The sequence below is a fragment of the Streptomyces sp. SID14478 genome (genome assembly GCF_010548525.1).
Taxonomy (GTDB): Bacteria; Actinomycetota; Actinomycetes; order Streptomycetales; family Streptomycetaceae; genus Streptomyces.
Window position 1 is genome coordinate 1 of sequence record NZ_JAAGMG010000231.1, and the last position, 2229, is coordinate 2229.

The following is a 2229-nucleotide window of genomic DNA, read 5'->3' on the forward strand; positions in this document are numbered from 1 at the left end:
CACGCCGCCGAGGTCGCGGCGCGCACCGGGGACAGCGAGTTCACCAACGTGGACGACCGGCTCGGCCGCCCGGCGGCCCTGCGGGTGCGGGCCCGCCGCGCCGCCCGCACCGTCCTCCTGTCCGGCGCCTCCTGGCGCTACGGCCTGCGCCTCGCGCTGTGCATCGGCATCGCGCAGGCGCTGGTCTCGCTCGTGCCGGTGCCTCGCTCGTACTGGGTGGCGCTGACCATCACGTTCGTCATGAAGCCCGACTTCGGTTCCGTCTTCTCCCGGGCGGTGCTGCGCGCCCTCGGCACGGCGGTGGGCCTCGTCGTGGCGGCGGCCGTGCTCGCCGAGGTGCCGCTCGGCTGGTGGGACGTGCCGGTGATGATGCTGCTCGCGCCGCTCATCCCGGCGCTGACGCCGCGCGGCTACGCGTTCCAGACCGCGGCCATCACCCCGGTGATCCTGCTCCTGTCCGACATCCTCAACCACCAGGGCACGGCGCTGCTGTGGCCCCGGCTCCTGGACAGCCTGATGGGCTGCGCCATCGCGCTCGTCGCGGGCTATCTGCTGTGGCCGGAGAGCTGGCACACCCGGATCGGCGACCGGCTCGCCGACGCGGTGTCCGACACGGCCGCGTACGTGGAGTGCGCCTTCGGGACCGCGCAGGACCCGGCGGCGCGGGCGCGGGCGCGGCGCCGCCTGTACCGGGACCTGTCCGTGGTCCGCGCCGAGTTCCAGCGGGCACTGACCGAGCCGCCGCCCACGGGGAGGCGGGCGGCGGCCTGGTGGCCCCTGGTCGTCGCGGTCGAGCGCATCGTGGACGCGACGACCGCGGCGCAGGTACGGGTGCGGCACGGTGCCCCGCCGCCGGGTGCGGCGGAGGCGGCCCAGGTCGTGGGCCAGTTGCGGGAGTTGGCGGACGGGTTGCGCGCCTCCGAGGTGCTGGAGGAGGTCCGGGCGGACTTCGGCCCGCCCGGACCCCAGGAGTCGGTCCTGGAACACGTCCGTCAGGAGGTGGCGGCAGCCCGGGCCATCGGCGTCCGGGAGGGCCCCTCCGGAACTCCCTGACCGCCTAGCGCAGCTGCGCCTCGGCCTTGCGGAGCGCCTTGGCGAAGCCGTTGGCCCACAGGGCGTCGACCTGGGCCCGCTCGTTCGCGTCCGGGTTCGGGTTCGTGCAGGACGGGCCGGGGCCGCCGCCCGACATCAGCTCGCTGCACGGGCCCTCGTAGTGGTCCGGCAGGCCGAGCACGTGCCCGGTCTCGTGGGTGGTCACGCGCGTGGAGTCGTACTCCTGGTTCTGCGCGTAGTCGAGGAAGACGTAGCCGCTGCCGTGCCCGTCCGTCGACGCGTACGAACCGCGCGGGTCGTTGCCCTCGCGGTACGAGAAGTCGCCGCCGCCGGCGGACGACTGGAGCTTCACGTTCGCCACGGACGAGTTCCAGATCGACGCGCTGTTGGCTATCTGCTGCTGGAACGTGGGGGCGCCCGAGGCGTCGTACGTGACGGTGACCTGCGCGGCGCCGGGGTGCGCGGCGCGCTTCTCGGCGACGGACTTCAGGACCGCCTGGAAGAAGGCCTTGTTGGCGGCGGCGTCCTCCGAGGAGCCCGCGTAGTGGGCCCGGGCCGGAGCTTCCTGCGGCTGGGTCTGCGCGGTGGCCGGGCCAGCCGCGAGCGCGGTGACGGTGAGCCCCGCGCCGAACGCGCACGCGAGGAGACGGATGACTGTGGGGGGTGGTGTCATGGTCATGCAAGAGAGTGTGGAGGCGTGCGGGGCCCCTGGGAATGATGGCACTTGGTGATAACTCCGGGCTATCACTGCGCAGTTGGGAGCGGTGGGGTGGGACCGGAGGCGTGGGTCCGGCAGTTGGGGCCCAGGAGACGCCCGAGGCCTACTGGTGCGTATCCCTGGACCGCCTTACGCTCGACGCCCATGGAGCTGGACGTGCGGCACCTGCGCGCCCTGTGCGCGATCGAGGACACCGGCAGCCTGCACAAGGCGGCCCGTCAACTGGGCATGACTCAGCCGTCGTTGAGCACCCAGCTGCGGCGCATCGAGGACTTCCTGGGCGGCCGCCTGTTCACCCGTGAGCGCACCGGCTGCCGCCCCACCCCGCTCGGCCGCGTGCTGCTCACCCGGGCCCGGCCGCTCGTCGACGGCCTGCACGGCCTGGTCGAGGAGGTGCGCGCGGCCGCCGCCACCACGGCCGACGGCCCCGGCCTGCTGCGCATCGGGTCCACCGCCAA

General features: G+C 74.0%; 3 protein-coding genes. 2 read left to right on the forward strand and 1 reads right to left on the reverse strand.

Annotated features, from left to right (window positions below; genetic code table 11):
• Positions 1–1053: FUSC family protein (locus G3I40_RS08505; RefSeq protein WP_203643684.1), on the forward strand; the 1053-nt coding region annotated here is incomplete at its 5' end.
• A 4-nt stretch (positions 1054–1057) separates the two neighbouring features.
• Here G3I40_RS08505 and snpA read toward each other — a convergent pair.
• Positions 1058–1732 (reverse strand): snapalysin, encoded by a 675-nt coding sequence (snpA, locus tag G3I40_RS08510; RefSeq protein ID WP_164301556.1) that lies wholly within the window; start codon positions 1730–1732, stop codon positions 1058–1060.
• A gap of 183 nt (positions 1733–1915) precedes the next feature.
• Here snpA and G3I40_RS08515 point away from each other — a divergent pair.
• A partial coding sequence (locus G3I40_RS08515) for a LysR family transcriptional regulator (RefSeq protein ID WP_164301557.1) occupies positions 1916–2229 on the forward strand: 314 nt, incomplete at its 3' end.